General features: G+C 62.1%; 28 protein-coding genes. 15 read left to right on the top strand and 13 right to left on the bottom strand.

Annotation, left to right across the window (positions count from 1 at the left end; genetic code table 11):
* Positions 1-62 precede the first annotated feature (62 nt).
* Both HX818_RS11230 and HX818_RS11225 read left to right on the top strand, forming a co-directional pair.
* On the top strand, positions 63-1,091 hold the full coding sequence (locus tag HX818_RS11230; protein ID WP_102369005.1) for a DNA topoisomerase IB: 1,029 nt from the start codon (positions 63-65) through the stop codon (positions 1,089-1,091).
* Between the two features lie 77 nt (positions 1,092-1,168).
* The gene (locus HX818_RS11225; RefSeq protein ID WP_003212598.1) at positions 1,169-1,873 is read left to right on the top strand and encodes a YoaK family protein; all 705 of its coding nucleotides are present in this window, start codon (positions 1,169-1,171) and stop codon (positions 1,871-1,873) included.
* Positions 1,874-2,014: 141 nt separating this feature from the next.
* Here HX818_RS11225 and HX818_RS11220 read toward each other — a convergent pair whose 3' ends face one another.
* Positions 2,015-2,368, bottom strand: coding sequence for a hypothetical protein (locus tag HX818_RS11220; protein ID WP_087693907.1), 354 nt, complete (start codon positions 2,366-2,368; stop codon positions 2,015-2,017).
* 109 nt (positions 2,369-2,477) lie between these two features.
* Between HX818_RS11220 and HX818_RS11215 the strand changes: the two genes are divergently transcribed.
* Positions 2,478-2,738, top strand: a complete 261-nt coding sequence (locus HX818_RS11215) for a hypothetical protein (protein WP_003212600.1) — start codon at positions 2,478-2,480, stop codon at positions 2,736-2,738.
* A 151-nt stretch (positions 2,739-2,889) separates the two neighbouring features.
* Here HX818_RS11215 and HX818_RS11210 read toward each other — a convergent pair whose 3' ends face one another.
* The 3 genes from HX818_RS11210 to HX818_RS11200 form a co-directional block, all read right to left on the bottom strand.
* Complete coding sequence (locus tag HX818_RS11210; protein ID WP_008432487.1) at positions 2,890-3,201, bottom strand: AzlD domain-containing protein; 312 nt, start codon at positions 3,199-3,201, stop codon at positions 2,890-2,892.
* On the bottom strand, positions 3,198-3,893 hold the full coding sequence (locus HX818_RS11205) for an AzlC family ABC transporter permease (RefSeq protein WP_087693909.1): 696 nt from the start codon (positions 3,891-3,893) through the stop codon (positions 3,198-3,200). The genes HX818_RS11210 and HX818_RS11205 overlap by 4 nt, the downstream gene beginning before the upstream one ends.
* A gap of 72 nt (positions 3,894-3,965) precedes the next feature.
* Positions 3,966-4,181 (bottom strand): hypothetical protein, encoded by a 216-nt coding sequence (locus HX818_RS11200; protein WP_003212603.1) that lies wholly within the window; start codon positions 4,179-4,181, stop codon positions 3,966-3,968.
* Positions 4,182-4,358: 177 nt separating this feature from the next.
* Between HX818_RS11200 and HX818_RS11195 the strand changes: the two genes are divergently transcribed.
* From HX818_RS11195 to HX818_RS11150, 10 genes are all read left to right on the top strand, one after another.
* Entirely contained in the window at positions 4,359-4,715 is a 357-nt protein-coding gene (locus tag HX818_RS11195) for a metalloregulator ArsR/SmtB family transcription factor (protein ID WP_003212604.1), read from the top strand.
* Positions 4,716-4,733: 18 nt separating this feature from the next.
* The gene (locus HX818_RS11190) at positions 4,734-6,017 is read left to right on the top strand and encodes an arsenic transporter (protein WP_003212605.1); all 1,284 of its coding nucleotides are present in this window, start codon (positions 4,734-4,736) and stop codon (positions 6,015-6,017) included.
* A 13-nt stretch (positions 6,018-6,030) separates the two neighbouring features.
* Entirely contained in the window at positions 6,031-6,501 is a 471-nt protein-coding gene (locus HX818_RS11185; protein ID WP_177020088.1) for an arsenate reductase ArsC, read from the top strand.
* 80 nt (positions 6,502-6,581) lie between these two features.
* Entirely contained in the window at positions 6,582-7,373 is a 792-nt protein-coding gene (locus HX818_RS11180) for an AraC family transcriptional regulator (RefSeq protein ID WP_174717782.1), read from the top strand.
* A 74-nt stretch (positions 7,374-7,447) separates the two neighbouring features.
* Positions 7,448-8,059, top strand: a complete 612-nt coding sequence (locus tag HX818_RS11175) for a LysE family transporter (RefSeq protein ID WP_177020087.1) — start codon at positions 7,448-7,450, stop codon at positions 8,057-8,059.
* A gap of 843 nt (positions 8,060-8,902) precedes the next feature.
* A complete protein-coding gene (locus HX818_RS11170) occupies positions 8,903-9,196 on the top strand; it encodes a hypothetical protein (protein WP_003219143.1) in 294 nt (97 codons plus the stop codon).
* Positions 9,197-9,442: 246 nt separating this feature from the next.
* Complete coding sequence (mgtA, locus tag HX818_RS11165; RefSeq protein ID WP_177020086.1) at positions 9,443-12,157, top strand: magnesium-translocating P-type ATPase; 2,715 nt, start codon at positions 9,443-9,445, stop codon at positions 12,155-12,157.
* A 59-nt stretch (positions 12,158-12,216) separates the two neighbouring features.
* On the top strand, positions 12,217-12,420 hold the full coding sequence (locus tag HX818_RS11160) for a hypothetical protein (protein WP_023658813.1): 204 nt from the start codon (positions 12,217-12,219) through the stop codon (positions 12,418-12,420).
* 31 nt (positions 12,421-12,451) lie between these two features.
* Positions 12,452-12,799, top strand: a complete 348-nt coding sequence (locus HX818_RS11155; protein ID WP_003217865.1) for a DUF2493 domain-containing protein — start codon at positions 12,452-12,454, stop codon at positions 12,797-12,799.
* A 144-nt stretch (positions 12,800-12,943) separates the two neighbouring features.
* On the top strand, positions 12,944-13,747 hold the full coding sequence (locus tag HX818_RS11150; protein WP_177020085.1) for a hypothetical protein: 804 nt from the start codon (positions 12,944-12,946) through the stop codon (positions 13,745-13,747).
* Between the two features lie 156 nt (positions 13,748-13,903).
* Here the strand turns inward: HX818_RS11150 and HX818_RS11145 are convergent, their stop codons facing one another.
* Positions 13,904-14,623 (bottom strand): tellurite resistance TerB family protein, encoded by a 720-nt coding sequence (locus HX818_RS11145; protein ID WP_087693913.1) that lies wholly within the window; start codon positions 14,621-14,623, stop codon positions 13,904-13,906.
* A 124-nt stretch (positions 14,624-14,747) separates the two neighbouring features.
* On the opposite strand from HX818_RS11145, the gene HX818_RS11140 reads away from it, so the two are divergent.
* On the top strand, positions 14,748-15,275 hold the full coding sequence (locus tag HX818_RS11140) for a DinB family protein (protein WP_134326561.1): 528 nt from the start codon (positions 14,748-14,750) through the stop codon (positions 15,273-15,275).
* Position 15,276: 1 nt separating this feature from the next.
* Here the strand turns inward: HX818_RS11140 and HX818_RS11135 are convergent, their stop codons facing one another.
* The gene (locus HX818_RS11135) at positions 15,277-15,732 is read right to left on the bottom strand and encodes a GFA family protein (protein WP_003207766.1); all 456 of its coding nucleotides are present in this window, start codon (positions 15,730-15,732) and stop codon (positions 15,277-15,279) included.
* A gap of 210 nt (positions 15,733-15,942) precedes the next feature.
* Here HX818_RS11135 and HX818_RS11130 point away from each other — a divergent pair, with 210 nt between their 5' ends.
* On the top strand, positions 15,943-16,227 hold the full coding sequence (locus HX818_RS11130; protein ID WP_177020084.1) for a hypothetical protein: 285 nt from the start codon (positions 15,943-15,945) through the stop codon (positions 16,225-16,227).
* Position 16,228: 1 nt separating this feature from the next.
* Here HX818_RS11130 and HX818_RS11125 read toward each other — a convergent pair whose 3' ends face one another.
* The 7 genes from HX818_RS11125 to HX818_RS11095 form a co-directional block, all read right to left on the bottom strand.
* A complete protein-coding gene (locus HX818_RS11125) occupies positions 16,229-16,864 on the bottom strand; it encodes a LysE family translocator (RefSeq protein WP_008435048.1) in 636 nt (211 codons plus the stop codon).
* A gap of 208 nt (positions 16,865-17,072) precedes the next feature.
* Complete coding sequence (locus HX818_RS11120) at positions 17,073-17,264, bottom strand: hypothetical protein (RefSeq protein ID WP_023658809.1); 192 nt, start codon at positions 17,262-17,264, stop codon at positions 17,073-17,075.
* A gap of 87 nt (positions 17,265-17,351) precedes the next feature.
* On the bottom strand, positions 17,352-18,035 hold the full coding sequence (locus HX818_RS11115; protein ID WP_008435051.1) for an HAD-IA family hydrolase: 684 nt from the start codon (positions 18,033-18,035) through the stop codon (positions 17,352-17,354).
* 10 nt (positions 18,036-18,045) lie between these two features.
* On the bottom strand, positions 18,046-19,074 hold the full coding sequence (locus HX818_RS11110; protein WP_003207754.1) for an ABC transporter permease: 1,029 nt from the start codon (positions 19,072-19,074) through the stop codon (positions 18,046-18,048).
* Complete coding sequence (locus HX818_RS11105; protein WP_177020083.1) at positions 19,071-20,567, bottom strand: sugar ABC transporter ATP-binding protein; 1,497 nt, start codon at positions 20,565-20,567, stop codon at positions 19,071-19,073. Before HX818_RS11105 ends, HX818_RS11110 begins: the two co-directional genes overlap by 4 nt.
* Positions 20,560-21,546 carry a sugar-binding transcriptional regulator gene (locus tag HX818_RS11100; RefSeq protein WP_003207750.1) on the bottom strand — a complete coding sequence of 329 codons (987 nt, stop codon included), beginning with the start codon at positions 21,544-21,546 and terminating at the stop codon, positions 20,560-20,562. Before HX818_RS11100 ends, HX818_RS11105 begins: the two co-directional genes overlap by 8 nt.
* Positions 21,543-23,063: a ribulokinase gene (locus HX818_RS11095; RefSeq protein ID WP_177020082.1), complete on the bottom strand. Its 1,521-nt coding sequence runs from the start codon at positions 23,061-23,063 to the stop codon at positions 21,543-21,545. Before HX818_RS11095 ends, HX818_RS11100 begins: the two co-directional genes overlap by 4 nt.
* Positions 23,064-23,142 lie beyond the last annotated feature (79 nt).

The raw sequence follows: 23,142 nt of genomic DNA, 5'->3' as shown, positions 1-23,142 counted from the left end.
CTTGTTGGCACGACCGCAAAACCCTGCGGTCAATCAGAAATACCTGCCAAGGAATTTGCGCCATGCCCGATCCTGCGTTGCTTGCCGACCTGCCCCGCGACCTGCATTACGTCGACGATACCCAGCCCGGGATCTCCCGCAAAAAGCTGCGGGGCAAATTCCAATACTTCAAGGCCGACGGCACACGCATAACCGATGCCGACGAAATCAAACGCATCAACGCACTGGCAGTGCCGCCGGCCTATACCGATGTGTGGATCTGCGCCGACCCGCGCGGCCATCTGCAGGCCACCGGGCGGGATGCCCGGGGGCGCAAGCAGTACCGCTACCACCCGCGCTGGCGCGAGGTGCGCGACACCGACAAATACTCCCGGCTGCAACAGTTCGGCAGCGCGCTGCCCAAGTTGCGCAAACAGTTGGAAGCACAGATCGAGGCGCCCGGGTTCAATCGGGAAAAGGTCCTGGCCACGGTGGTGCTGCTGCTCGACGCCACCCTGATCCGCGTCGGCAATACCCAATATGCCCGCGACAACCGCTCCTACGGCCTGACCACCTTGCGCACCCGCCATGTGGATATCAAGGGCAGTGAGATCCTGTTCCAGTTTCGCGGCAAGAGCGGCATCGAGCACCAGATCAGCGTCAAGGACCGGCGCCTGGCCACGGTGATCAAGCGTTGCCTGGAGTTGCCGGGGCAGAACCTGTTCCAGTACCTGGACGAGAACGGCGAGCGCCATACCGTCAGTTCCACCGATGTAAATGCCTACCTGCACACCCTGACCGGCGCGGATTTTACCGCCAAGGACTACCGCACCTGGGCCGGCAGCGCCCTGGCGCTGGCAGTGCTGCGCGAGCTTGAGTGGCAGCCGGAATCCGACGCCAGGAAACATGTGGTGGAGATGGTCAAGAACGTTGCCAAGCAACTGGGCAACACGCCGGCGGTGTGTCGCAAGTGCTACATCCACCCGGCGGTGCTGGAGCATTTCAGCCTGGGCGAACTGGCGAAACTGCCCAAGCCCCGAGTGCGCAAAGGCTTGAAAGCCGAGGAAGTCGGGCTGGCGATGTTTCTGGAGCAACTGGCCGAACGCCTGTAAGTGCGCCAAGTCATTGCAGCGGAGCACGAAGCGCCCTACGGTAGTGGCCGGATAATCTCACCGAGGAACCCGGCCCCATGCTGCCTTCATCCCTGAAGCCCTACACCAACGCCGCCTTGCTGCATCGCCACAAATGGCGCGGGCGTGTCGGGTTGCTGCTGGTGGCCAGCCTTTCCGTGCTGGCGGGCATGACCGATGCGATTGGTTTCATGGCCAGCGGGGATTTTGTGTCGTTCATGAGCGGCAACACCACGCGCCTCGCCGTGGCGATCAGCGAAGGCGACCTGGGCCTTACCGGGCGCCTGACGTTGCTGGTGGCGACGTTTATCGCCGGGAATGCGCTGGGCGTGATGGTCAGCCGCGTCAGCCGGCGCCACGCCCTACCCTTGTTGCTGTGCATCGCCACCCTGCTGTGCGGGGCTGCGGCCTGGCCGTTTGCCGATCAATTGCCGGCGTTGCTGGCAGCGATCATCGCCATGGGCATGTTGAATGCCGCCGTCGAAGAAGTGAACGGGTTGCCCGTGGGGCTTACCTATGTCACCGGGGCGCTGTCACGCTTTGGTCGCGGACTGGGCCGCTGGATGCTCGGTGAACGCCGCAACGGCTGGCGCGTGCAACTGATCCCGTGGGCCGGGATGTTTGTGGGTGCGGTGATCGGTGCGTTGCTGGAGCACCACATGGGGATTCGTGCGCTGCTGGTCAGCGGGGTGCTGTCGGCGCTGTTGGGGCTGGTGTCGCTGAAGATTCCGCGGCGCTGGCACCTGGGGTACATGCCCCGCTAGAAAACAGTTGCCCTCCCGACGCTCCGGCCTCGACATCCCTGTACCGGTAAAGAGCCGTCACGCCGGGTGAGCGGGAAAATACTAAAACAATGCCTGCGGGACTGTCCGCAGGGCATTTCTGAACTTTTCTAACGGAATGGATTACAGGCAGGTCGCCAGCGCCGCCAGGCGGCGCTTGGCCGGATAGTCATCCTGGGCCGCGTAATAGTTGACGGAGGCGCCGGCGCCGGCACTGCGCACGTCGACAAAATAGTCACCTGCCGTGGTGTAGATGGTGAAGCCACCAGCCTGTGCAGGCTCCATGAAACCACCGGCATCCACCCCGAACACCGCTTCATCCTGCCAGCCGAACTGGATGCACTGGGCAACCACCAGCGGAGCCTTGTCGGAGGCCAGGGTTTTGTAGGGCGCGCCGGTACGCGCCTCTTTCATCTTCGAGCCCGCGCAACCGGCCAGCGATGCCAGGACCAAAGCGCCAATTACCACCATCCGCATACCGAAGCTTCCTTGGAAAAAACGCGACTGTACCATTAGCAGGCGACACCGAAGGATTATTGCGTCACCCTGCCGCCTACTTACGAACCCGCTTTTACCCGGAAACCCCATGACACCCAATGCCGAGCGCTACAACCCCTCCACCGACTACGCCGACAAGCTGATCAGCCGCATCGGCCAGACGCCTTCGTGGATCGCCAAACGCATCGGCGTGACCGACAAGCGCATCCGCTACATCCTTGACGGCGAGCGCACCGTGAAGGGCGAAAGCACCCCGATCCAGATGACCTACACCGAGCAATTTGCCCTGGAATGCCTGGCGGCCGAGGCGAAAGCCAACAAGAAAGCCGCCGCCCCGGTTATCGAATAGCTGACAGATTCATGAACTTTGTTTCACTGTGAAGGAAGACCTCGCCGCCTATAGTCGGCAGGCTCATTTTTAAGAAGTCTCCCTTCCAGCCTGCCCTCCCGCAGGCTTTTTTTTGCCTTGGTTTTGCTCCCCCGTAGCAGGAGTTTGCTGGTCAGAGCAGCCAGCGGAACAGATAGAACAGCGCCATGCTCAGCAACACGGTGATCAGCACGCTACGGGTCCAGAACATCAACGCCACGGCGCTGATTCCGGCCAGCAGGTAGGGGTTGCCCACACTCAGGTTGAGCTTGTGATCAGCCAGGAAAATGATCGGGCCGCAGATGGCGGTGAGCATCCCCGGTACGGCAAACCCGAGAAACTCCCGCGCCCCGCGATTGAGGCGCACCGGCAGGCGCGGCTCGAGAAACAGGTAGCGGTTGAGAAACACGATCAAACCCATGCCAAAAATCATCACGAAGATCATTGTTGCCCTACTCCCAGCCGCTTGCAGGCATACCCTGCGCTCATCCCCAACACACCGGACACCACCACCGCCGATTCCCAGTGCAGGTAGCTCAGCCAAACCGAGCACAGCAACGACACGGCTACGCAGACGATGGTCGGCACGTCGCGCACTACCGGGGTGATCAGGGCGATAAAGGTCGCTGCGATCGAGAATTCCAGCCCCAGTTGATCCAGCCCGGGAATGCTTTTGCCGAGCACGATGCCGGCGAAGGTAAAGACGTTCCAGATGATATAGAACGTCAGGCCGACGCCCAGGGCGTACCAGCGATTGAAGGTCTGGCGGTCGTACTGGCTGACCAGGGCGAAGAATTCGTCGGTCAGCAAAAAGCCCAGGCTCATGCGCCACCGTGGTTTGAGCGGCGACAGCGTGGGACGCATGTGCATGCCGTAGAGCAAATGCTGGGAGGTCAGCAGCAAGGTGGTCAGCAGGATCGAAATCAGGCTGGCGCCGCTCTTGACCATGCCGATGGCCACCAATTGTGCGGCACCGGCAAACACGATGGTCGACAGCCCCTGGGCTTCCAGTGGCGTGAATTGGGCATCAATTGCAGTCGAACCGGCCAGCAATCCCCACGGCGCACACGCCAGGGACAATGGAATGATCGCAATCGCGCCACGGGAAAAGGCATTCAGAGGCAGAGCGTTAGGCATACACAACAAGCTCATCGACAGTCAGTCGACAAGCATGCCAGCGGTATCAGGGATTGTCTTGAACGATCGTGCTCAAGCCAGTTTGACCGACACCCGCTCAACCGCGTCCCGGGCTTCGCGCAGTTCGTGGGCGTCCTGGTTGAGCCGGTGGATGGTATTGAGCAGGCGCTGGCGCAGCACTTCATCGCTGAGCTTTTCGACGGCGCGCATCAGGTCAAACGCCGCGGTTTCGTTATTGTCCGCGACGGAATCCAGGGTCTTGCGCAGGTTGCGAGTGGCACGGGTCACACGTTTTCTTCCTTCATCACCAATGGGCAGGCACTTTAGGACATTTGTGTTTCAGTTTAATTTCAACCACTTGTCATCGATTGTCGGGCACTTGACGCAGGTCAATCGAAACAAGGTTTGACTAATATATATGGAAATCCGTATATTCGTATTTCCATATGTATCAAGGCACTGACCATGTCAGATCTTTTCTCCCCGCCCAACGTCTTCAAATGCCTGGCCGACGCCACCCGCGCCAGGCTGACGTTGTTGATCCTGCGTGAAGGCGAACTTTGCGTGTGCGAATTGATCCATGCTCTGGACGACAGCCAGCCGAAAATCTCCCGCCACCTGGCGCAACTGCGCAGTTGCGGGTTGCTGCTGGACCGTCGCCAGGGCCAGTGGATTTATTACCGCCTCAACCCGGCCTTGCCGGAGTGGGTGACGGCAGTGCTCGACACCACCCTGCAAGCCAACCAAGCCTGGTTAAAAACAGACGCCCAGCGTCTGGAAACCATGGGTGACCGACCACAACGGGCCAGCGCCTGCTGCTGATCCTGCGGAGAGCTTTTCATGCTTGTAGCCGTTGCTATCTTTCTGTTCACCATCATTTTGGTCATCTGGCAGCCCAAGGGCCTGGGCGTGGGCTGGAGCGCCACGATGGGCGCGATCCTGGCCCTGGCCTGTGGGGTTATCAGCCTGGCCGACATCCCGGTGGTGTGGCACATCATCTGGAACGCCACCGGGACCTTCGTCGCGCTGATCGTCATCAGCCTGCTGCTGGATGAGGCGGGCTTCTTCGCCTGGGCTGCCTTGCATGTGGCGCGCTGGGGCCGTGGGCGCGGTCGGCGACTGTTCGCGTACATGGTGCTGCTGGGCGCGCTGGTATCGGCCTTGTTCGCCAACGACGGCGCGGCGCTGATCCTCACGCCCATCGTGATGTCGATGCTGTTGGCGTTGCGCTTTTCCCCGGCGGCCACCCTGGCGTTCGTCATGGGCGCCGGGTTTATCGCCGACACCGCGAGCCTGCCGCTGGTAGTCTCCAACCTGGTGAACATCGTCTCGGCCGACTACTTCAAGATCGGCTTCAACGAATACGCCGCAGTGATGGTGCCGGTGAACCTGGTGAGCGTCGCCGCGACCCTCGCCGTATTGCTGTGGTTTTTCCGCCGGGACATTCCGCAAACCTACGACCCGGCCGACCTCGACGACCCTGCCAGCGCGATCCACGACCGCGCCACCTTCCGCGCCGGCTGGTGGGTGCTGGGCATCCTGCTGGTGGGCTGCTTTGCCCTGGAACCGCTGGGCATTCCCATCAGCGCAATTTCTGCTGCCTGCGCCATATTGTTGCTGGTGATCGCCGCCAAGGGCCACAAAATCTCCACCCGCAAGGTGCTGAAGGAGGCGCCCTGGCAGATCGTGATTTTCTCCCTGGGCATGTACCTGGTGGTCTACGGCCTGCGTAATGCCGGGCTGACCGACTACCTCGCGACCTGGCTCGACACCTTCGCAAGCTATGGCGTATGGGGCGCGGCCTTGGGCACCGGTGTACTCACCGCGCTGCTGTCTTCGGCGATGAACAACCTGCCAACCGTGCTGATCGGCGCGCTCTCCATCGAGGCCAGCCACGCCGTGGGCGTGGTCAAGGACGCGATGATCTACGCCAACGTGATCGGCAGCGACCTCGGCCCCAAAATCACCCCTATCGGCAGCCTGGCGACCTTGCTCTGGCTGCACATCCTGGCACGCAAAGGCATCACCATCACCTGGGGTTACTACTTCAAGGTCGGGATCGTGCTGACCCTGCCGGTACTGTTGATCACCCTCGCCGCCCTGGCCTTGCGCCTGAGTTTCTAACGGAGTTCGCTTGATGAAAGTCCTGTTCATGTGCACCGCCAACAGCTGCCGCAGCATTCTTTCGGAAGCCTTGTTCAACCATCTGGCGCCGGACGGTTTCCAGGCCATCAGCTCCGGGAGTTTCCCCAAGGGCCAGGTGCTGCCACGCAGCCTGACCACGCTGAAGGCCGCCGGCATCAGCACGGAAGGCTTGTACAGCAAGGGCAACGACGCCTTTGAAGGCAGCCCGCCGGACATCGTCGTCACCGTGTGCGACAAGGCTGCTGGAGAAGCTTGCCCGGTGTATTTCGGCCCGGCGCTCAAGGCGCATTGGGGATTGGAGGATCCGTCGGATGTTCAAGGCGATGAAGCCCAAGTCGACGCCGCGTTCCGCGCCACCCTGGAAATCATTGAACGGCGCTGCCGGGCTTTTTTCGAGATTCCGTTCGCCAGCCTCAGCCCCATCGAAATCAAGGCCAAGCTTGATCGCATCGCCACGCTGTAACCGAAGAGCCGGGCGAGTAGTCGATCTGAAGCCCTTTTCCGGCGTATGCTCGCGGGCAACGGTCACAGCGAGCCCCCTCAATGAGTTCCATGCAGCACGCCTGGCTGGGCAACTACGAAGTCAGCAGCACCACCTGCACCGGCCTGACATTTGCCCGCCACAGCCATGATGAATGCGTGATCGGCGTCAACCTGCTCGGCGAGGAACAGGTGTGGCTGGATCGTCGCACCTTCGAGGCCGGCCCCGGCAGCATCACCCTGTACAACCCGGGGCAGATTCAAGGCGGAGGCGCGGCCGAAGGGCAGCCGTGGCGGTTTGTCAGCTTGTATGCGACTGCCGAGCAATTGGCGGCTGACCTGGGTCTGGCGCACCTGGAGTTTGACCGTTCGCTGTGCTTCCAGCCGGCGTTGGCGATGAAACTCGCCGGGGCGATTGAAGGTGCGTTGAGTGCCGATCCGCTGGCCCGGGAGCTGAGTGAGGAAGCCCTGGTGGTGCTGCTCGGCGAAGTCGTCGGTTGCAGCGGCGTCCGCTTGCCTGGCAGCACTGCGGTGGGACGCGGGTTGGTGATCAAGGCCCAGGAATTGCTGGCTGAAAACCTGCACCAGGCGGTGGCACTCGAGACCCTTGGTGACGAGTTGGGCCTGTCGAAATTCCATCTGCTGCGGGCTTTTCAGAAAGAAACCGGGCTGAGTCCACGCCAGTGGGCGATGCAACTGCGTACCCGGCGCGCCAAGGGGCTGTTGCGCTCAGGCGTTGCGGCGTCGCAGGTTGCCCATGCCTTGGGGTTTGCTGACCAGAGCCATCTGAATCGGCATTTCCGGGCGGCCTACGGGATCACACCGGGGCGCTATCAACGCGTGCTCAAGGGCTGAAAAGCGCAATCTGGTTCAAGACGACTTACACACCCTTCCCTAAAATGCCGGCCATCACTTGAAGGAAGGCAGGCATGTTGACGATCTTTTTTTCGGCGCTGGTGTTCGGTTTTGTGTTTTGCCTGTCGCCGGGGGCGGTGCTGGCGGAGACGCTGCGCCGCGGGCTGCTGCATGGGTTTACCCCTGCGCTGTTGGTGCAGATCGGTTCGCTGGTGGGCGATGCCGTGTGGGCGGTGATCGGGCTTACGGGCATGGCGTTGTTGATCCAGCATGAGTCGGTGCGGGTGCCGCTGACGGCCGTTTGTGGGCTGTATCTGGCCTGGCTCGGGATTCGCAGCCTGATGGATGCCTGGCGCTTGCCAGAGGCCGGGTGTGCGCCGGCCAGGTCCGGGCAGAATGCGCTGGTGGTGGGGGCGGCGATTTCCCTGGCCAATCCGAAGAACATTGTCTATTGGGGGGCGCTGGGGAGTGCGTTATCGGGGATAGTCGGGGCGGCGCCTAGCCATGGGCAGACGTTGATGTTTTTTGCGGGGTTTATGCTGGCGTCGGTGTTGTCGTGTTTTTTGATTGCGGGGTTGGTCAACTTGCTGCGGCGGAATGCTTCGCCCATGTGGCAGAGGGTTAGCTATGGGGCTTGTGGGGTGGTGCTGCTGTATCTGGCGATGTTGGCGTTGCGGGGGATTTGAGGGGGCATATCCGTTATTTGGGTAACGGCGGCCTATGGTTCCGCTCTTACAGCGGCTCACTTTGGAAAAGCCGGAATGCCGGCCCAGCCCAAAGTAGGCAAAGGGCTCCGCAATACCTGCGTTCGGCCTCGGGCTTATTGGGGCAGTCAGATCAAGATCAANNGACCTGAGTGTTAAAAGCAAAAGCAAAGACCAGAGCGAAAACAGATCTGCTTTTCTGTGGGAGCGGGCTTGCTCGCGAAAAACCTGAGAGCGCCGCGTTCATCCAGAATGCCCGCGTCATCGTTAACGACCTTCGCGAGCAAGCCCGCTCCCACATTTGGACCGTGCCCGCTTTAGCTTTTGATTTGGCTTTTGCTCTTCAACACTCAAGCCGGCCGGTAGGCCGCTGTGCTCTTGCTGTTGATCTTGGGCGCCCCGTTAAACCACGCTGGCCGAACGCAGGCTTCGGAACCCCGCAATAAGTTATCCGGCTATTGTTACTTCACCTGCCCGCCACACACCGGCCACTTATCAATAAGCACACTTGATATTGCAACTTCCCCCAACCTTCTATCTGAACAAACTCTGAACCAGTAACAATTTAAGTCATTAAACGTTGACATCCGGCAACTGCCTGAGTAAATTCCCCGTGCCTGCAACTCAGGGCCATTTTTCAACCTCACAAAAGAAGCCAATGGACACAGTATCTAGTCGTTGTCCGATCACCGTGAATGCGGCGAATCGGGCGCCAAACCCAGAAAAAATGACGGGACTCGCCTTTCCGGCCGAGTAAGCTGCGCTAGAGCCTGACGCTCCAACGTAACTGCCTCACCGGATGCCAGTCCGGTCCCGAGGTGTGTTATGACCTTTCAACTGATTGTTTTACCTGATCTGCGTACGCTGGCTAACGCCCTGCGTGCCAAATTGTGCCGCGAGCCCGTAGGCTTTTCCCCTACCCGCAGCACCTTTGTGACCTCATCCCCCCGCGTGTGCCCGACTCCCCGGGCACACTGGCGTATCTGCCCCACCACCGGCCACCTGGTCCAGCAATGGGATCACGCCGACCCTCAAGACCCACAGAGACGGGACGTTTCCAGCCTGGTCGCGCAAGCGAGCCTGATGCTGAGCCTCTACGTGGACGCTCGCGCGGCATAAGCCAGCTGGAAACAGCAACTTCCTGATTATCCGTTAATTGATTAGCTGGAGTTCTCTATGGACGAAGCCAGTAGTAGCCCGCTGCGCGCTAGTTAACTAACGCGCTGTTAGCGGGCCCATAGAAAGTTACCCAACACCTTATTTAAACCGATCGCGAAGTCAGCGACTCGGCATGCTTTCGCTCGCCTGTCATCAGGTAAGTACCGGGTATGTTTTGTCGAAAAATTGGCGACAGGAGTACACACAATGAGCGCAGTAAAAAACCCGAAACTGCACAAGAAAAACGGCACGGATACCGACACCAAGCTGTCGATGCGCGCCGCCCGCGAAGCCCAGAACGGCCTCTCGGCAACCCTCGCCAATGTCCGGGCAACCAAGGATGGCCTGACCGAACTGGATGCCTCTGCTCGCCTGCAACGTGAAGGCTACAACGAGGTGGCCCACGACAAGCCGCCTCACGCCATCGTGCAATTCCTCCAGGCCCTGAACAACCCGTTCATCTACGTGCTGCTGACCCTCGGCGCCATCAGTTTCTTCACTGACTACTGGCTGCCACTGCAGGCCGGTGAAGAAGCCGACCTGACCAAGGTCATCATTATCATGACCATGGTCATGCTCAGCAGCCTGCTGCGCTTCTGGCAGGAGCATCGTTCGGCCAAGTCCGCCGAGGCCTTGAAGGCCATGGTGCGTACCTCCGCCACGGTGTTGCGCCGCGAGCAAGTGGGCTCCAAGCCGACCCTGCGGGAAGTGCCGATGCGCGACCTGGTGGCCGGCGATATCGTGCAACTGTCTGCCGGCGACATGATCCCGGCCGACATCCGCCTGATCGAGTCCCGTGACCTGTTCATCAGCCAGGCCGTGCTGACCGGCGAAGCCTTGCCGGTAGAGAAGTACGACACCCTCGGGGATGTGACGCAAAAATCCGCCACGTCCACGGCGGCCGACCAGGGCAACCTGCTGGACCTGCCGAACATCTGTTTCATGGGCACCAACGTGGTCAGCGGCCGGGCGAAAGCCGTGGTGGTTGCCACCGGCCCGCGTACCTACTTTGGCTCGTTGGCCAAGGCGATTGTCGGCTCCCGGGTGCAAACCGCATTTGACCGCGGGGTGAACAGCGTCAGCTGGCTGTTGATCCGCTTCATGCTGGTAATGACACCGATCGTGTTCTTCCTCAACGGCTTCTCCAAGGGTGACTGGAGCGACGCGTTGCTGTTCGCCCTGGCAGTGGCGGTAGGCCTCACCCCGGAAATGCTGCCGATGATCGTCAGCGCCAACCTGGCCAAGGGTGCAACCGCCATGGCCAAGCGCAAGGTGGTGGTCAAGCGCCTCAACGCGATCCAGAACTTCGGTTCGATGGACGTGCTGTGCACCGACAAGACCGGCACCCTGACCCAGGACAAGATCATCCTCGAGCACCACGTCAACGCCTTTGGCAACCGTGATGATTCTGTGCTGACCCTCGCCTGGCTCAACAGCCATCACCAGAGCGGCATGAAGAACCTGATGGACCAGGCGGTCGTACAGTTCTCCGAGCAGAATCCGAAGTTCCAGGTGCCGTTTGCCTATAGCAAGGTGGATGAGTTGCCGTTCGACTTTATTCGCCGTCGCCTGTCGATCGTGGTCAAGGACGCGCAAAACGATCACCTGCTGGTGTGCAAGGGTGCGGTCGAGGAGATGCTGAGCATTTCCACCCACGTGATGGAAGGCGACGTGGCCGTCGAGCTGGATGATCGGCGTCGCAACGATTTGCTGGCGATTGCCCAGGACTACAACGAAGACGGCTTCCGCGTGCTGGTGCTGGCCACCCGCAACATTCCCCAGGCACTCGCCCGCAAGCAGTACACCACGGCCGATGAGCGCAACCTGGTGATCCGTGGTTTCCTGACCTTCCTTGATCCACCAAAGGAAACCGCTGGCCCGGCGATCGCTGCCCTGCGCGAAATTGGCGTGGCCGTCAAAGTGCTCACCGGCGACAACGCCATCGTCACCAGCAAGATCTGCCGCCAGGTCGGCCTGGAGCCAGGCGTACCGTTGCTGGGGACGGAAATCGAAGCGATGGACGACGCCACCCTCAAGCTGCGGGTCGAGGAGCGCACGGTGTTCGCCAAGCTGACGCCGCTGCAGAAGTCGCGGGTGCTCAAGACCTTGCAGTCCAACGGCCACACCGTGGGCTTCCTCGGCGACGGCATCAACGACGCTCCGGCCTTGCGGGATGCCGACGTGGGCATCTCGGTGGACAGCGCGACGGACATTGCCAAGGAATCCGCCGACATCATCCTGCTGGAAAAGAGCCTGATGGTGCTGGAAGAAGGCGTGCTGAAAGGCCGCGAAACCTTCGGCAATATCATGAAGTACCTGAACATGACCGCCAGTTCCAACTTCGGCAACGTGTTCTCGGTGCTGGTGGCCAGTGCGTTCATCCCGTTCCTGCCGATGCTGTCGATCCACCTGCTGCTGCAAAACCTGATGTACGACATCTCCCAACTGGCCTTGCCGTGGGACAAGATGGACAAGGAATACCTGGCCAAGCCACGCAAGTGGGACGCGAAAAACATTGGCCGCTTCATGATCTGGATCGGGCCGACCTCGTCGATCTTCGACATGACCACCTTTGCCCTGATGTGGTACGTGTTCTCGGCCAACAGCGTGGAAATGCAGACCCTGTTCCAGTCCGGCTGGTTCATCGAGGGGCTGCTCTCGCAAACCCTGGTGGTGCACATGCTGCGCACCCGCAAGATCCCGTTCTTCCAGAGCAACGCCGCATGGCCGGTGATGATGATGACCTGCATCGTGATCGGGCTGGGCATCTACGTACCGTTCTCGCCGCTGGGCGCGATGGTTGGCCTGGAGCCGCTGCCACTGGCGTACTTCCCATGGCTGGTGGGCACCCTGGTCGCCTACTGCTGCGTGGCACAACTGATGAAAACCCTCTACATCCGCCGCTTCAAGCAGTGGTACTGATCAACCGCCCCTGAAAGCGCTGGCTATCGGTAGATAGCCAGTGCACGCGGAGACAGACAATGAACACACTTATGAGCTACCTCGACAACGCTGCTCGCGCGCTGCTGGTGTTCGGCCTCGCCCAGGCGGCCAAGGCGGTGATGGTGCTGGGCGTACGGCTGTACGCGCGCAACGTGCTCAGCGCCGTGGAAATGCGCTTCATGCTGGGGTTTTCCAGCACCTTGAACAGCACCTGCATACGCTTGCTGCGCCCGCGTCGATAAATGGCAATACGCACTACAAGGAAAGATCACCATGCGCGTCTTGATCTGTGCAGGTCGTCATTACGCCGATACAAAAATGTCCCGCCAGGTGCTGGACGCCTACCACCGCCTGCGCCCGGTGCAGGTATTGATCCACGGTGGCAGCCAGTTCCTGGGCAGCGACGTGGAAGACTGGGCCCGGGAAACCGGAGTGGATGTGGTGCGTTACCCACCCAACTGGCAACGCCATGGCAAGCAGGCCGAACGCCATCGCAACCAGTTCATGCTCACCGACAGCCGGCCCGACGTGATCATCGCGCTGCCCGGTGGCGACGACACCTCGGAACTGGTGAGCCAGGCCAGGGCCAGTGGCATCCATGTGCTGACTGTAGACAGCTGAATCAACCCTTATTGGAGTATCCAGGCATGAACGAAGAACCCCGTTGTAGCGGTACCCCGTTGCACACTTTTTTCTATTTGAAACACGGCGCGTCCCTGCCAAGTCCGGTCGGGGCGCGCCACCGGCTGTTGATCGAGGTTCACCATGTACAAGAAACACACCCCTGACGGTTTCACTAAATACCGCAACCGCACCACCCACGTTACCTTCCATCCCCTGCCCGCCTCCAAGCTTCGGGCAGTGCGGCGCAACCTGATTTTCGTCGGCGTGACCGCGGGCATCGTGCTGGTGCTCAGCCTGATGTCGAATGCCCATGCGGCAGGCGGCTCCTACGTGGTCGACGACGGCGCAATCAACGCCCCGGGCGAATGCAATGTCGACGCCTGGTTCACCGCCAACCGGCACGCGGGCTCAACCCACAGTGAAACCCTGGCGCCGGCCTGCACCTCCGCTGCCATTCCTTGGTTGCAGTGGACTGCCGCCGTGTCCCGGGCCAACCATGATGGCGACGGCGAAACCCAAGTGAATCCGCAGCTCAAGGCGCAGTTGTGGGCCCGGGAAGACCTGGGCCTGGAACTGGCCGCGTCTGCCGGCGTACATTACGCGCTGAACCGCCGGCACTCGTTTGATGGCGCGGACTTGAATGTGCCGTTTACCTGGCAGCCCATGGAGGCCCTGCGGCTTAACTTCAACGCCGGCTGGAGCCACGCCTATAACGACGGCGACCAGACCCATCGGCCGACCTGGGGCACCGGGTTTGAATACAGCCTGATGGACTCACTGACACTGATCGCCGAACGCTACGGCCAGCAAGGCGGCGACCAGGCCTGGCAAGCCGGGCCGAGGATGCATATCGGCAAGAATGTGGACGTGGACCTGGTGGTAGGACGCAGTTTGATCGGGGATCAGCATCAATGGCTCACGACGGGGGCCACACTGCGGTTCTAACCCACAGACGATGATCCCAGTGGCGAGGGAGCTTGCTCCCGCTGGAGTGCGAAGCGCTCCCAAAGATTCCGGGGCCGCTACGCAGCCCAGCGAGAGCAAGCTCCCTCGCCACAGCAAGCTCCCTCGCCACCGGCTTGGTATGACCGTAATAGCGATTTAAACCTGCCCCTTGGCCTGCTGTTCCAGATGCACCTGCAACGCAGGATCAATCTTCAACTGCGCCGCCAGCTCATCCAGATAATTGCGCTCCGCGTCCCGCTGGTCATCCACCAGCAGCACACTGACCAGGTACACCTCCGACGCCACCGCCGGGTCGCCGGCAAACTCGGCAAAATCCGCCGCATTCAGCGGTTTGGCTACCTCGGCATCCAGCCACGCCTGCAATTGCGGATCATCGGTGTGCTTGCCGATCTCGGCCGAGATCATCTGCTGCTCCCGCTCATCAATCTCGCCATCCGCCTTGGCTGCCGCGATCAATGCACGCAGCACGGCGTGGCTGTGTTCTTCGACCTGCGCGCCAGACAACTGGTCAACCGTCTGCAACGCCTGCTGCGGCGCCGACGCCTGTTGCCGCTGCCAGGCCTGATACGCCTGGAACGCCATCATCCCCAACGACGCCAGCGCCGCGTAGTTGGTGCCGCCGGTGCGCCCCTGAGGCGCCGCACGGGTTCCGCCGAGCATGCCGCCCAGGCCACCGAGCAAGCCACCAAGGCCGCCACCGCCGGAAGCCGAAGCAGCGCTGCCGCCCAGCAAACCGCCAAGCAAGCCGCCCAAACCACCGAGCCCGCCCTGAGACCCGGGTGCAGCGCCGCCCTGCTGGCTGGACGAGGCCTGGCCCGCCCGCAACAATTGTTCCAGTAGATCGCCGGTATTCATGGTGTCACCCTCCCAGGGCGCAGAGTTCCAGATCAACAACAATAGCTGCGCTGCGCGAGAACACCATGACCGCCCGGCAGGCTCGCATTATCATGGCGACGCGCCCCCCATCGAGGAACCTCACGTGACCCGTACCGAGCAGATTGCCTTGATGGCGACCTATAACCAGTGGATGAACCGCAAGGTGTATGAAGCGGCCCACGGCCTGAGCGACGAAGACTTGATTGCCGACCGTGGCGCGTTCTTCGGATCGATCCTTGGCACGCTGAACCACCTCGCCCTGGGTGATCGCGTCTGGCTCAAGCGTTTCGCCGAGCATCCGGCAGGCTTTGCCGCGCTGGTACCGTTAGACGCGTTGGGGTTGCCGCCACGTCTGAATCAACTGGCCTTCGCCGATATCCGTGAACTGTCGGCCCACCGCGCCTGGCTCGACCAGCTCATCATCGACTGGGTGCAGTCGATCAGTGAGTCGGACCTGGATCAGCCCCTGCAGTACCACAACATGGCGGGCACGCCCATGAACAAGAATTTTCATGCACTGCTCGTGCACTTCTTCAATCACCAGACCCACCACCGGGGCCAGGTGACAACGCTGTTGACCCAGGCCGGGCGCGACGTGGGCGACACCGACCTGCTGGCACTGATGGACTAGTTCAACCGCCGCTGTACTCGGCGTACGCCTGTATCAGCGCGGGGAAATTCTCCCTCTCCGGGAGCTGCGCAAAGCTGTGCTGCGCCGGGGTAGTCGCCCACGGCAGCTTTTCACTGGTCCAGGTTTCTATGAATGGCACATAACCGCTGGCGTCATCCAGCATGGTGGGGCGCAGGTTGATCAGATCTTCCACGCCATTGGGGCGGGAAAACATCCAACTCATGCAGTGGGGGCAGCAGTAGTGGCGGTCTACGCCATGCAACCCGCCGATCACCGGGTTGCCCTGGGTGATGGTGAATCCGTGGCTGGGGATCAGCGCGCTCAGCGAGAACGCGCTGGATGACATCTTCTGGCACCCGGTGCAGTGGCACGCCATGGTGATCAATGGTTTTTCGGTCACGGTAAAACGCACCCGGTCACAACGGCAGCCGCCTTCCTGGGACTCTTGATTGCTCATCTTCCACTCCAGTCACATTGTGTGTGTGACCGGAGGATAAACGAGCGGGTGCGTCGCGAACAGCAGTGCCAGCTTGCATTACCGAACGCATGGAGCAGCGAACTGTCATAAAAGACAGAGCGGTGAACATCAGCCAATGGCTGCCCCGCCCTGCCCGCGCGCATCAGCAGATTACCGATGCGACGCATCCCCCAAGAAGGAGACGCTTACATGGTCATTCACTTCAAGGTCGCCGGGCATCTTGCCTGCGGTCATCACGGCAACAACCTCCCTTCCAGCACCGAGCTGAATCGGGTCAAGTGCCGTACCTGCCGTAACACCGAAGTCTTCAAGGAAGCCCGCCGCACCCAACGCAACGCCGCTCGGCGTGCCGCGCGCAAGTCCAAAATCGCCCATGCCGCCGGTGACTGGCGCAGTGCCTGGACCCAGCGCCTGACCGACCTGCCAGGCCGTCAGCGCCTGCCACGCGGGTTCCACGGCCAGCCATTCGTTTAAGTTACGCAGCCGGGGCACGACGGTAAGCGGCCAACAGCACGCCCATCGTCATCAACAACCCACCCGCCCCACGGTTGAAATGCTGCAAATGTGCGGGCCGCAGGCGACTGAGCAAGCGTGCCCCGCATACCGCGTAGAACATCATGATGCTGACATTGAGCACGCACAGCGCCAGCAACAGGCACGCGTACTGCGGCAGTTGCGCCTGGGTGCTGTCGACAAATTGCGGCAGGAATGCCGACATGAACAACAACGCCTTGGGATTGGAAATCGCCACCAGGAAACTGCGGGTGAAAATACTCGCCGAGCGGGTGCCGCCGTCCTCACCTTCGCCCACCGATGGCAACGCCGCCTGGGGTGATCGCAACATCTGCCAGCCGATCCAGATGAGGTACGCCGAACCGATCCATTTCAGCGCCTGAAACAGCCCTTCGCTGGCCGCGAGCAGCAATCCCAGGCCACACGCCACCGCCGTTACCAGCAACGCGTCCGCCAACACCGCTCCGGCCATGCCCCAGAACGCCGCCTGCAAACCATGGCGCGAACCATTTTGCAGGGCCAACAGAACCGTCGGGCCAGGTATCGCGATAATCGCGGCGCTCATCATGACGAACAGAAATAAGGTTGCCAGGGACATGACAGGTTCCTACGGGCTGATCAGCTGCGAATCATCCCACCATATCCTCTGTGTGGCGAGGGAGCTTGCTCCCGTTGGGTTGCGTAGCGGCCCCAAAATCCTGGGAGCGCTTCGCACTCCAGCGGGAGCAAGCTCCCTCGCCACCGGTCATGTATTGCTCAATTGGGTGCCAATAAAAAGCCCCGGATTGACCGAGGCTGTTGAGGGCTCATGCATCATTGGCGACCGGCCTCGACCGTGCCTTGTAACCCGGTAGCGCCGCGGCATACGCCAGCGCCTGTTCACGGGAACCGAAGGATGCCAGGCGATCAGCCTTGGTACAGACGCGCCACGGGCCGCTGTTGACCTGCACGATGTCATAACCGTTGAGATGCAGCTTGTTCAGCATGGGAGTGCTCATAGTCACCTCTCTCTCCAGAGATAATCCAGGTGTTTGCCCGGTCTACCATACACCCGCTGACGACGAGGCAGCCTACCGGACGTCGAGTCAGCGGTAGGCTGGCAACCCCCATCGCGCGAGGTCAAACGCCTCCAGGCTCAGCAGTCTTCCATCCGCATGCAGGAACTTCTCCTGCGGCATCGCCGGGTCCGGGATGGCCACGGCGTACATGCCGGCCGCCTTGGCCGCAGTGATACCGAATGGCGAATCCTCGAACACCAGGCATTCAGCGGGCGTCACTCCCAGTCGCTGGGCGGCCACCAGGAAGATATCCGGCGCCGGCTTGGCAGCGCCTACCTGAGGGTCATCGGCGGTGACGATGGCATCGAACAAGCAGAACCAGTCGCGGTGCAAGGTGGTTTTCAGTTCGAAATAGTGCCGCGACGAACTGGTACCCACCGCAATCGGCACACCGTGGGCCGACAAATGCCGCACCAGCGCCTGGGCCCCGGCCATGGCCGCCGCCTGGGGGAACCGCGCATTCATCAATGGTGTGCGTTCCTGCAAGAACGTCTCGGGGCTCATCGGCAAGCCCACGGCCTGCACGATATAGCTGGCCAGTTCATAAGCCCCCAGGCCGATGGTGTTCTGCTTCATGCTCCAGTCAAAGGTGCGGCCGTAGCGGTCGGCAATCAGTTGGGTGACTTCGGTGTAGATGCCTTCGGTGTCGAGCAGCAGGCCGTCCATGTCGAAGATCACGGCCTTGATCGGCGCGGGTAGCGGTGCATTCATCACGGTGTCCTCAGGTGCGCCCGGCGTAATGGTCGATCAAGCGGTTGAGCAAAATCGCCAGCACGATGATCACCCCGGTGATCGCCATCTGGTAGAACGAGCCCAGCCCCAGCAGGTTGAAGATATTGCGCAACACCTGCAGCAGCATCACCGCCACCGCCGTGCCTACCACGCTGCCGCGCCCGCCGAACAGGCTGGTGCCACCCAGCACCACGGCGGCAATTGCATCCAGTTCCAGGCCCTGGGCAGCGGTCGGTTGGCCGACGTGCAGGCGTGAGGTCATCAACAAGCCGGCGAATGCTGCCAGGCCGCCGCAGATGGCGAACACCGCAATCGTCACCGCCCGCACCGGCACGCCGGACAGCCGCGCAGCCTCCAGGTTGCCGCCGGTGGCCAGCACATACTCGCCAAACACCGTGTAGCGCAGCACCAGCCAGGCGATGACGGTGATCAGGATAAAGATCAGCCCCAGCACCGGAAACGCAATGCCAGCGCTGGGCCAGATGTCGATCATGGCCGAGCCGAACGAGGTGAAGCTGGCCGGCAATCCGCCAATCGGCGCACCGTCGGATGCCAGGAAGGTGGCCCCGCGCAGCGACACCAGCCCGGCCAGGGTGATGATAAAACTCGGCACCTTGCCAAACACCGTGAGGCTGCCCATCAAGGTGCCGATGGCCAGTCCCACCAGCAACGTGGCCGGCACCGCCAGCCAGCCGCTGACCTGCTGCTGCAGGAGCACCGCCACCAGGATCCCGCCGAAGGCACACAGGCTGCCCACCGACAGGTCGATATTGGCCGTGAGGATAACGAAGGTCATGCCGATGGCGATGATCCCGACAATCGCCCCCTGCTGGAACAGGTTGGCGATGTTGCCGAAGGTCAGGAAGTCGTCCGACAGGAACGTCGCCACCACCACCGCAAACAGGAAAATGAACACAAAGTTGTAGCGCATCACCCACTCCAGCACCGCACTGCGACGGCGGCTGGTGAGGGTCACGGGCTTATCGAAAACCGGGCTTGGGTTGCTTGCAATAGTCATGGTTCTACACTCGTTCTACCGATAAGGATGGCCTGGTCGATCTGGTCGCGACTGGCAGTCAAGGGGTCGAAACACAGCGCGTTGCGCCCCTCATGCATCACCCAGATGCGGTCGCAATTGACGTACAACTCGTCCAGCTCGCTGCTGGCGACCAGCACCGCCGCCCCTTCCTGCGCCAGGCTGCGGGCCAGGGCATAGAGGTCGGCCTTGGCGCCGACATCCAGGCCACGACTGGGCTCGTCCAGCAGCAACAGGCGCGCGCCGTCGATCACCCACTTGGCCATGACCACCTTCTGTTGATTGCCGCCGGAGAGCTGGCGTACCGGTTGCTCAAGGTTGTCGAGCTTGGTCTGCAAGCGCTGCAGCACCGGGCCGGCGCGGTCCTTGGCCTGGCGATGGGAAAACCAGTTCAAGTGCCGGGTGTGCACCAGGCAGGCATTGCGGTAGATCGGCGCATCCAGCAGCAGGCCTTCGGTCTTGCGGTTTTCCGGCACCAACCCGACGCCCTGGCGGATCGCCTGGCGCGAGGTTTGCGGCTGATAAGGCTGGCCAAACAGTTCAACATCGCTGTCGTTGCGCCCCACGCCAAACAAGGCTTTGAGCAACGTGCTGCGCCCTGCCCCGTTAAGCCCGGCAAGCCCGATAATTTCGCCCTGACGCACTTCCAGCCCCTGCACGTCCAGGCCCTGCTCGCCTTGCAGCCGGCGAATATTCAGCGCCAGGTTGTCCCGCGGCGCCTGACGCGGGCTGCGTTCCAGCAGGTCGCGGTGCTCGCCGACCACGGCGGCGATCAGCGCCTGGTCGTCGATCTGCGCCAGCTCGTGGGTTTGCAGGGTTCGCCCGGCACGCAGCACCGTGACCCGGTCACCGATCTCGCGAATTTCATTCAAGCGGTGGCTGACATACAGCACCGCCACACCCGCCGCAGTGATCTCGCGAATCACCTGGAACACCCGCTTGAGTTCGGTCTCGTTCAGCGCCGCCGAAGGCTCATCCATCACCACCAGCCGGGCCTCACAGGTCAGTGCCCGGGCGATGGCCGCCAATTGCTGGTTGGCAATCGACAGGCTGCCCACCCGGTCGGAACTCGAGAAGTTGGCCCCGACCCGCAACAGTGCGGCCTTGGCCAACGCACTGCGCTTGCCCCGGGAAATAATCCCGAAGCGCTGGGGCGCATAGCCGAGCATCAGGTTCTCTTCGACGGTCATCTGCGGGATCAGGTCGAGCTCCTGATAGATCATCGCGATCCCGGCCTGGCGCGCCTGTTGCGGGTTCTTCAGTTCCACCCGCCGGCCCGCCACCGACATCTCGCCGCCATCCGGGCGATGGGCGCCGGCGACGATTTTCAACAGGGTACTTTTGCCCGCGCCATTGGCACCCAGCAGGCAATGCACCTCACCGGGCCGAACGTCAAGGGAGGCATCGGTCAGCGCCACCACATTGGGCGGAAAACGCTTGCTGACATGACGGATATCCAGGGCCAACTCACTCATGATCCTGCTCCAGCAAATAGCGGGCGGTGGCCGCGTCGGTGGCCAGCACATTGACATAGCCGGCCTTGACGCTGGCGTGGACGATGCGGTGCTTCTGCGCGCCGACGCACACGGCAATGGACCAGGCCTTGTCGCGCAAGGCGGCCAACGGCAGGCCCAGGGTGCGGGCGTCGAGTTCGGGCATCACCGGTTCACCGTCCATGCCGATAAAGCGGCCCATGATGTCGCCGACGGCGCCCAGGCGTTCCAGCTCTTCGAGCAATGGCCGGTCGATGTAACCCGACTCCATCAACACCGAATGATCAGACAACTCCCCCAGGCTGAAACACGCCACCGGCGCCTGTTGCCCGAGGCGCAATACCTGGGCGATCACCGGGTCCTGCTCCAGCGCTTCGCGGGTATGCGCATGCCCGAGAATCGCCGGCACCGGCAGCAACGTGGCCTGGCCACGGGCAGCCTGGGCGAAGCGCTCGGCGACGTTATGGCTGGACTCGCCCATCGAACGGGTATTGATCGCGCCGTTCAGCAGCACCACGTTGACCCCCTCGTTCCAGCGCGGCACCAGCCACTGGGCCATTTTGGTCAGGGTGCGGCCCCACGACACGCCGATCAGCGCCGGCATCGGCTGCAAGTTGCACAGGTAACGGGCGGCGGCCTGGGTCACCACGTTCAGCGCGGTGTCGGCATCTTCCACATCCAGCACCAATGCTTCACGCAGGCCGAAACGCCGTTGCAAGGCTACTTCCAGCTGCGGCAAGCGCGCCGAGCGGGCGACGATATCGATGCGCACCACCCCGCAATCCCGCGCCTCGCGCAGCAAGCGGCTGACTTGCCAGCGGGTCAGGCCGGTCTCCCGGGAGATATCGCTTTGGGTCTTTTCCAGGTCGTAATACAGCTTGGCCACCTGGACCATCAAGTCATCACGCTGGGAATCGGCCGACAACCGCGTGGCAAACGTTTCTTCAGGATGGGCGCTCATGCTGCCGGCCTTACGCCGAGCGTGCGGTTCGCCGGTGGCTTGCAACTGATGGGCGCGACGCTGTCGGTGGCGGCGCGATAGCGGCCCAACAGCTCGATGTATTGCTCGTGGGCGTAAGGGTCGGGCTCGATCAGCCGGCCGATGGTGGTGAAGTCGGTAGCGGCTTCCTGCAAGGTGCCGAACTCGCCGAGGGCGCAGGCGGCAGCGGCGGCGGTGCCGATCAGGGTGAGGTTGTCGTGGGGCACCATTTCGAACGGCACACCGGTGGCATCCACCGTGGCCTGCAACCATAACGGGTTCTTCTGGAAACCACCGGCGGCGACCACCCGGGTGATCTCGATGCCCTCGGAGCGCCAGGTGTGAAAGATGTTCGCCGAGCCCAGGGCAATCGCTTCCACCGAGGCGCGGTACAGGTCATGCCGGTCATGGTTCAGCGACAGGCCCATGATCGCGCCGCGCATGTCCGGTGAGCGGTACGGTGTACGGTTGCCCATCCAGTAATCGAGCACCAGCAAGCCGGTGGAGCCGGGCTGCAGTTCTGCGGCCTGGCGGATCAGGCGCTGGTGCCCGGCATCGTCGAGGCCGAACATCTTTTGCGCCAGCCAGTTGAGGATCGAACCGGCGGAGACTTGCCCGCCTTCCATCAACCATTGGCCGTCGAGCAAGGCGCCGGGGTACGGGCCCCAGATGCCCGGTACGTCGATGCGTTGCGGGGTGTGCATCAGTTGCACCACCGAGGTACCACCGATAAACAACAGCTCGCCGGCGCCAGTGGTGCCGGCACTGAGCATTGCCATGTGGGCGTCGATTCCGCCCTGGGCCACCAGCGTGTCGCGGCTCAGGCCCAGATGATTGGCGGCATCGGCGCTCAATGGGCCGATCCGGCCACCAACCTTGATCACTTCCTGAGGGAGTTTTTGCGCCAGTTCAGGCACGCCCAGTTCGGCGTACAATTCCACCGGAAAACGCTGCTGCAAGGTGTCGTAATTCCACTTGCAACTGGCATTCAATTGGGAGGCGACCCAGCGCCCGGTCAACTGAAAGTTGATCCAGTCCACGGCCTCGCAAATACGCTCGGCGCGCTGGTAAACCTGAGGCTCGTGCTCGGCCAGCCACATGGCCTTGGGCACCAGCCATTCCACCGCGTCACCGCCCTGGTTCATCATCGGGTGGCTGACGTGGGCGGTGCGCGACGACTCGGCAGCGGCGCGGCAATCCATCCATAACAACGCCGGGGCCAGGGGTTGGCCGTCCGCCTGGGCAACCACCACGGTGGAGGCTGTGGTGGCGACGCACACCGCCGCCACCTGCGGGTGCCCGGCCTGGGCCATCAACTGCCGGCAGGCCTTGCCCAGCGCCGACCACCAGTCCGCCGGCGCCTGCTCGGCCCAACCCAACTGCGGGTATTGCGTGGCATACGGCGCCTCGGCGACGTGTACCAGTTTGTGGCTGTGCAGGTCATACAAACCGGCCCGCACCCCACCTGTTCCGAAATCCAGTCCCAACAACAAGGTCATCGGTAGTTCTCCTGCGTCTTGTAACAACGCTTTTTGTTTTAAGCCCGGCAACGCACAGCGCCGTCGGGCTTGGCGACAC

This window comes from Pseudomonas sp. F9001 (assembly GCF_013385435.1).
Taxonomy (GTDB): domain Bacteria; phylum Pseudomonadota; class Gammaproteobacteria; order Pseudomonadales; family Pseudomonadaceae; genus Aquipseudomonas.
Note: the sequence above shows the minus strand (reverse complement) of the source record. Positions and strands in the feature narration are given on the sequence as shown.